Raw genomic sequence first — 5,628 nt, forward strand, 5'->3', positions numbered from 1 at the left:
AGAAAAAAGGGGTTTGGAGAAGCTGACCGTGGTGTTGACGCTGTTAAGAGCAATAGAAACAATAGAAAAATGTTGCATCCAATACCTTACTTTGTTTTGGACCAATAAGATTCTGTTGCTACCAATAGAAAAAAGAGGGTTTCAAGAAGCCGACTGTGCTGTTGACGCTGTTAAGAGCAATAGAAGCAATAGAAGTTTATGGCAGATGATCGACTGCTTCGATTCTTTTGCGCGAGACATGGTTCTCAATGCCGCTCGCGAGTGAGAAAAGATGTCCTAAAAATGTCCGTTTCAGAGATGGTTTTTTTGCCAAAGTAGAGATGCGTCACAAACTATGGAGAGAAGGCGAAGTCTTGAAAAACTCAGAGGATCACGAGATGTCTGTTGCCAACGTGTGCAATGAATTGGAGGCTATCGATGAAGTCCTTCGAAAAGAGCTTCCTTCCTACAAGGAACGACTGGACGAGGGTGACATCTTGCAAGACGAGGAGGAGGCTCAGCTGCTGCGCTTGTCGTTTGAGCTGATGGCAGCGGAGTGTTCTACCTACGACTTATGCATGGCTGATGAGCGGTATTCAGGGCTTTTGGAGCAGATTGAAATGAAATTGCGCGGGCTTAGAGAGAGTGCAAATCGGATGTGGGCCACTTCGGTGGAGAAAAAAATCATGCGAGATCTCAAACAGGCCAAAGATTACGGCGTCGAAGTTCAATTCATAGACGGGGGATTGTCCTTTCGATTACCGTACCAAATGGCGTGTTTAAGTGATTTGTTTGTATTGCGTTCCAAGAAACTTTCCGGACTTAGTAGTCTCACGAGTGTGCGACGTTTTTGGAGTCTGCTCGTAGAGAGTGCCTTACGAACTGTGGATGTAACGTCCTTAGAAGGTCCGTTTTGGGCCGCTGATGTCGATGTCACGATAAGAATTGTTCACGCGCGGCCGTTGGATCCCGACCATTTTTGGATCCGCCCCATTCTCGATGCGTTGGTGCAACAAAACATCTTCGTGAATGATGATGCATTGAGAATGAACTTCTCGCTCACGTATCTCACCAAGCAATCAACAGAAGAAATCTTTTTGGATGTTAAAAAGAGGAAAAAGAATGTCAAAATCCAAGAGTGCTAAATGTAAAAAAAAGGTATGTTAAGGCTGCAAAAGTGGGGGATGTATAGAAAAAATATAAAAAGCAGCAAAAAAGCATCTCTAAAAAATACGAATTTCCCTTATGGGACAAGGGGGGTTAGACATTTTATTTTTAGCAAAAACCTACTTAAAAACTGCAAAGGTAGTGGACAAGTGGCAGGTGCTGCGGTGTAAAGAAACACACCGTAAGGTGATGGGGGTTTGGATGGATGGGTGAAACCAAAAGAGAAAAGTTGGATGACATAGGGCCATTGGAACGGAAACCCAAACAATGGTCGGAGAAACAGGAACGTATAATTTGTGGTGTTTGTGAATGTTTATACGACTACAAAGTATTGACTTTGGAACAGCTGATGCGGATGGCAAACATAAAGATGGATGCGAATCGACTCTCAATATTTCTTAGAGAATCGGGATACGCCAAAGACTCTCAACAAAGTGTCAACCGGTATTTCGGTGGAAAGTGGCATCGATGCAATCGTCTGCATCTGTGGCATCTCACGCCGTGGGGGGTAGGTCAGTGGGAGAAGTATGCGTTCCTTTCTCGGTGGGGTTATTCGAGTGGAGAACTTGGGGTGTACCGAACACAAAATCCGGAACGTGTCGTTCAGTTGGCGGATGTTCACAGTAGCTTGATGGAGGTCGCTGGTGGGTGTGATTTGGAGTTTTGGAGTGTGCCGAGGATGCTGAATCAATTGGGTGCGTGGCACGCGTCGCAAAACGAAGAGGACAGTGAACTGGCGACGTTGTGGCGAGATCGTCCGGTGTTGGCAGGGGCCTATAGTATCCGGAGGAATTACGACCGTTTTGTACTTGTAGGCTTCTATATTAAAGGCTTAAAAGGATTTGCACATTATGTTAAACGGGCATTTCCGTCCACTTTACTGAGGGGACACGGAAGTTGTGTGTTTGTAGGGAATTCGGTATACCACGAAGCCTTTCGTCAACTTCAGGACTATCGAATCAACAAGGGGAGCTTGGTTTTGCTGTCGTATGAGTGGGCCATGGATCACCCAAAGTGGCTTATGTCGATTCTGGAAGGAAATCGAGAAAGTGTGCTCTCTCCATATTTCGAGTGGGTTCGCTCACAAGGAGGAGCCGTCGAGCGTCGAGAGGGGGCATCCTTGGAGTGGCGGGTGACGCACGCTTCAGGCGAAGTCGAATATGCGGATACGACCGTTGGGAACAGCGTGGGTCGCATTTACGGGATAGTGACGGACAAGGATGTGGGGATATCGGAGTTAGGGCGTTTTCGGCGTGTACTGTATGTCCTGAATGCGGCAGAAAAGAAGTTTCTTGAAGCGGTGGCCGAGAAGGCGTTGCGCTCCATAGAGTTCCGGGTGCTGGATTGGCCGGGAGGGAAGTAGGAAGCGCGGTTCGGTCGCGTCGAAGGCGCGTCCGGAGCGCGCGACAGGAGCAGACTCGTTCCACGCGAACGGAGTTCGAGTGGGATGGGTCTGCGACGAGGAAGGTAGCGCAGGAGAAGAAGTGGACGGTACGAAGCGGAAGTAGGCCAGGCCGTGTTCTTCGCAGAGGCAGAAGACGAGGAAGGACGAGAGAGGTGGCGGCGAATGGGCAACGTGACGAGCATGGGCATAGGACGCGGAGAGTTGCTGGAGCAGATGTTGCAGTATGACTTGTTGGAGGACGCAGGGCGGACGGAGCGGGAGTTCATCGAAGCACGGCTGCGAGCGGTGACGAAGACGCCGGGGTGGAGGGTGTTCGAGGTCGTGGCGACGCTGGATAGGTCGGCTTGGCGGGACGTGTACGACGCATGGCGCAGCGCGAACGTGCGACGAAGCGGCGGAGCATCAGCAGAAGCGGTCGTGGCGGCGCAGCAGCTGGTGAAGGCGACGGCGCAGGTGTTGCCGGAGGCGGAGAGAGAGCCCTTCGAGGGCTTGGTTCGGCTGATGTGGCCGTCGTTGGTGCGAGAGGGCGTGGCGCTGAGCGAGACGCAGGCAACGTGCTGGTCGGAGTGGTTGGCGGAAGGATCGGAGAGGTTGGCGGAAGGGTTTGAACAGGGCCTGTACGCGCGTCTGGTGCGCTTTGTAGAAGACGACGGAGCGGATCCGGATGCTGGACTGTCGACGTTGGAGCGGTTGTATGGGTCAGCGATGGTGCATGGGCTACTTCGGATGCTTCGTGAGGAAAGAGAGCGTCCGTAGAAGGCAAGTCAACGCTAAAGCCGCAGAGGAATTCATCTGAGAAAAGAGGCGAAGTTTGGATGCATCGAGCACAACAGTTGGTGGGGCTGTTGGAGGACAACGGCTGGACCATCACGGCCATGGAAAGTTGCACAGGTGGGGCTTTTCTTCACGAGATCACTTCGGTCGAAGGCTCGTCGCGCGTCACCGAAGGAGGTTATGTCACCTATTCCAATGCCCAAAAGATACGCGTGGGTGTGTCGGAGCAAGTGATTGCGGAGCATGGCGTGTATAGCCGTGCTTGCGCGGAGGAGATGTCTCGTGTCGCTCTGCGGAATGTGGGGGCGACCTTTGCGATAGGCGTCACGGGCACCTTGTCCAATGTGGACCCGGCCAACGCCGATAGCCGACCCGGCGAAGTCCATTTTAGCCTGTGCGGTCGGGAGTGCGTTCACAAGACGGAAACGGTCGCGGTTCCCTTGGTCGAGCGCAAGCAGCAAAAAGAATTTTTGGTCCAGCACATGCTCGAACGATTGCTGGAGTGGTTGCAAAGATGAACCTTGTCCACGGAGACATCGCAGAGGTGGTGATGCGCGAGAGACCGGATGCCGTGGTTCACGCGGCCAATGCCGTCGGGTGGATGGGTGGATGGGTTGGCAAGTATGTCCGTATGCGCGGGGTGGCAGAGAGCTTGCACTATGCGACGAAAGGTCGACTCGAACCGGTGGTGAAGCGCGAATGTCGCAGGGTTCAAGCACGGCCGGGCGACGTGGTGGTGACGACGTCGGTTCCTCCGCTTCCGGAACACTGCCTTGTCCTGCATGCCGTGACGATGATGCGACCGGGCCAGCGAGCCGAGTTCAAGGCGGTGGCGCGTTGTCTTGTGTCGTTGCGACACGTGGTGGAGGAGCAGGAGATACGTCACATGGTGATGCCGCTTCTTGGGACAGGCACCGGACGGTTGCCAAGAGAGGTTGTCTACGCTGCTTTGTCCGAATGGGAACATACGTTGCCGCGCGAGACCCTCGTGCAAGTGGTGACCCTATAGTAAGGGCTGCTTGGCAACGAACGGTTCAGAAAGCATACTGGGATGCATGGGCATACCGACATGACAAGTCCCATACTCCGGAAGAACTGCGGGAAGAGACGCGACTTGGCTGTGTGGGCATCGCCCGTGCGAAGGAAAACCTGTATGTGCTCTCAGATCGAGAGTATGGAGGGACGTCGCGAGCGATCTCTCGCTATGTCAAAGCGCTACCATCGCAGCCGTGAGAGAGGATGGCCGATGATGTTTGAGGTATCGATGGGAAGGGATAGCGTCGTCTTTGGCATGCGTTCGTGGGTTCGGTTGGAGGTAAATACGGACGAAGCAGAGCGATTGCTTCAGACTTTTTTAGCGGTGCGAAAGACGCTGTATCTGGGTGGATTCCTCTGGGTGGACCTCGAAACCTTTGACGTTTTGATTCCGGAGTGGCTGGCGCTGCCTTGGGACGACGAACGGACCCATGCGGCGAGGATAACTCAGTCAACGGAAACGCACCTGACGGGAGGACGGTTGGACGCGTTTCGCAGCGAAGCCCAGTGGTATCAACGGCACATGTTGCGCGAGACCAAGGCGCTGGTGCCCTTGCAACGCACGGCATGGCGTCAGGCGCTGCTCGCGTTAGAACGGCACGAGTGGGAGAGAAGCTACGAACACGCGGTGACGTTTTTAGAGGCGAAAGCCCATCGGCCGTGGACGGTCACGGAGTGGTTCTACCTATCGGCATTGCTGTCGAGTGGCATCGCCATGGCAAAGTTGGCGGCAGAGAACCGGTGAAAGAGAAGACTACGTTCAGAATTCCAGGAGAAATGAGTGTGTGGCCGTGGACAAAAAAGTGACGCCGTTGCAGACGAAGGATAGCGTGCTGCTATCCAGACAAGAGTATCTGCTCTCTCAATCGAGGATTCAATCCATGCGCGAGGTGTTAAAGAGGGTGAAAGACCTCCTGGACGAGCATCCGGAGGTGATGAAAGGACCGGAGTGGGCGAAGCGCTACGCCGAGATCCAACTCGTCTTGCACGAGAAGACACTGGCTATAGAAAAACTTGAGTGGATGGAGCGGTTTCTGGCCGTGGCCAAGCGCTACGTGGAAGCACTCTGTAGAGTCCGAGACCTCGACTATGACGAAGGCGAGAACGAAGCCTTCACGCTGAGAATGGAAGCCATGGCGCAAGCGGAAACGGATCTGTTCGACACCCTTGCCACAGTGTTGGCGCTCAATCCGCGTTAGAGTCTCAGGTAGTGGTGTAAATTCCACGGCTAGATCTTGACGAAAAAGCCATCGAGTGCAATCTACTAA

8 protein-coding genes are annotated in these 5,628 nt (G+C 53.4%); all 8 read left to right on the forward strand.

Annotated elements, in window-relative coordinates:
• Window positions 1-265, forward strand: a 265-nt coding sequence (locus M4I36_RS13075) for a hypothetical protein (RefSeq protein WP_258112195.1), incomplete at its 5' end; no start/stop codon positions are given.
• A gap of 88 nt (window positions 266-353) precedes the next feature.
• A complete protein-coding gene (locus M4I36_RS13080; RefSeq protein ID WP_258112196.1) occupies window positions 354-1,124 on the forward strand; it encodes a hypothetical protein in 771 nt (256 codons plus the stop codon).
• Between the two features lie 593 nt (window positions 1,125-1,717).
• Window positions 1,718-2,509 (forward strand): hypothetical protein, encoded by a 792-nt coding sequence (locus M4I36_RS13085; RefSeq protein WP_258112197.1) that lies wholly within the window; start codon window positions 1,718-1,720, stop codon window positions 2,507-2,509.
• 204 nt (window positions 2,510-2,713) lie between these two features.
• Window positions 2,714-3,307, forward strand: coding sequence for a hypothetical protein (locus tag M4I36_RS13090; RefSeq protein ID WP_258112198.1), 594 nt, complete (start codon window positions 2,714-2,716; stop codon window positions 3,305-3,307).
• Between the two features lie 59 nt (window positions 3,308-3,366).
• Window positions 3,367-3,843, forward strand: a complete 477-nt coding sequence (locus tag M4I36_RS13095) for a CinA family protein (protein ID WP_258112199.1) — start codon at window positions 3,367-3,369, stop codon at window positions 3,841-3,843.
• The gene (locus M4I36_RS13100) at window positions 3,840-4,334 is read left to right on the forward strand and encodes a macro domain-containing protein (protein WP_258112200.1); all 495 of its coding nucleotides are present in this window, start codon (window positions 3,840-3,842) and stop codon (window positions 4,332-4,334) included. The genes M4I36_RS13095 and M4I36_RS13100 overlap by 4 nt, the downstream gene beginning before the upstream one ends.
• A 237-nt stretch (window positions 4,335-4,571) precedes the next feature.
• The gene (locus tag M4I36_RS13105) at window positions 4,572-5,105 is read left to right on the forward strand and encodes a hypothetical protein (protein WP_258112201.1); all 534 of its coding nucleotides are present in this window, start codon (window positions 4,572-4,574) and stop codon (window positions 5,103-5,105) included.
• Between the two features lie 40 nt (window positions 5,106-5,145).
• Window positions 5,146-5,559 (forward strand): hypothetical protein, encoded by a 414-nt coding sequence (locus M4I36_RS13110; protein WP_258112202.1) that lies wholly within the window; start codon window positions 5,146-5,148, stop codon window positions 5,557-5,559.
• The last annotated feature ends 69 nt before the right edge of the window (window positions 5,560-5,628 follow it).

Origin of the sequence: Alicyclobacillus sp. SP_1 (genome assembly GCF_024706985.1) — a bacterium.
Taxonomy (GTDB): Bacteria; Bacillota; Bacilli; order Alicyclobacillales; family Alicyclobacillaceae; genus Alicyclobacillus_I.

What these genes read in the sequence shown, in the direction of transcription:
- M4I36_RS13090 (WP_258112198.1), top strand. Translation starts at nt 2,714, where the DNA reads ATGGGCAACGTGACGAGCATGGGCATAGGACGCGGAGAGTTGCTGGAG.
- M4I36_RS13095 (WP_258112199.1), top strand. Translation starts at nt 3,367, where the DNA reads ATGCATCGAGCACAACAGTTGGTGGGGCTGTTGGAGGACAACGGCTGG.
- M4I36_RS13100 (WP_258112200.1), top strand. Translation starts at nt 3,840, where the DNA reads ATGAACCTTGTCCACGGAGACATCGCAGAGGTGGTGATGCGCGAGAGA.
- M4I36_RS13105 (WP_258112201.1), top strand. Translation starts at nt 4,572, where the DNA reads ATGATGTTTGAGGTATCGATGGGAAGGGATAGCGTCGTCTTTGGCATG.